This is a genomic window from Paenibacillus sp. P4_A7, assembly GCF_056402455.1.
The window spans coordinates 1-1,160 of record NZ_JBFUHJ010000804.1; the positions used below are offsets into that span (position 1 = coordinate 1).

The following is a 1,160-nucleotide window of genomic DNA, read 5'->3' on the forward strand; positions in this document are numbered from 1 at the left end:
GTATTTGTACTCTGTTTCCACTGGTTACTTCTTACAACCACTTATGCGGAGACGGCATCGTCATTTCTATTAACTGCAAATAAACCAGCTGGTGGTAAAATTATCGTAACCATGAGTGGTAAATATATTAAAGATCTATATGGCTATGAGGCTAGATTTACGTTTGATCCTGACCAAATAGAGCTGGTGGAAGCCAAATCCAGTCTGGATGGTTTTTCCGTATCACCTATTATCAAAAAAAATGAGATTATCATTGCTCATACCAAAGTCGGAAATGTAACCGGAGAAAGCGGGGATATCATCATTGGTACCCTGACATTTAAGACCAAGAAGTACGGGAACTCCACGGTCAAGTGGGAATCCATGAAGGTTGTAGACCATAATTTGTCGAATCAAACTTTTTCCATAGGAAAGAGCATTTCCGTGACAAAGGGATTCTTAGATTTGGAAGGCCACTGGGCCAAGGCAGATATAGAACTGCTCGCTTCGAAAATCATCATCAAAGGAATGGACGACGATCATTTTGCACCGGAGGCCAATGTAACAAGGGCACAGTTTACAGCGTTAATTGCTAGAGCTCTAAATCTGAAAGCAAATACGAATCGAAACCCGTTTACCGATGTTGCGTCCGGTTCCTGGTATGAGAATGAAGTGAATAGCGCTTATTCAGCAGGCATCATACAAGGCATGACAAAAACCAGCTTTGCTCCGGGGAAAAGTATCACAAGGGAAGAAATGGCTGTAATGATTGTTAGAGCGCGAAACTATGTAGCAGGATCTGCATCGAGTGACAATGTCGGTGCTGACTTGGTAATGACATTCGCCGATTCGGAATCCATCAGCAAGTGGGCCAAAGAGGAAGTACAAATAGCTGTTCGTTTAGGAATCATAATTGGCAGTACGGACAATAGGTTTGTTCCTCAGGATCAGGCTACTAGGGCAGAAGCAGCGACTGTGATTAGAAGATTATTATCCGCGTTAAGTCTTCTCTAACAAGTGTAAACGGCTGTCGCCGTCCTCTGGTGGCGTAAGCTCGTTTCACGGTGAAATATAGGTATAGGTATACGTGTAAAACTTATACTTTTCTATATTTTAAAAAATGATGAAAACAGGTGATTTTACGCGCCTGTTTTTTGACTTTTGTGACCGCGGATAGGGGT

At 42.3% G+C, this 1,160-nt stretch carries 1 protein-coding gene; it reads left to right on the top strand.

The window, feature by feature from the left end; genetic code table 11:
• On the top strand, positions 1 to 993 hold a 993-nt coding region (locus tag AC1DWN_RS34135), incomplete at its 5' end, for an S-layer homology domain-containing protein (RefSeq protein ID WP_477563246.1).
• Positions 994 to 1,160 lie beyond the last annotated feature (167 nt).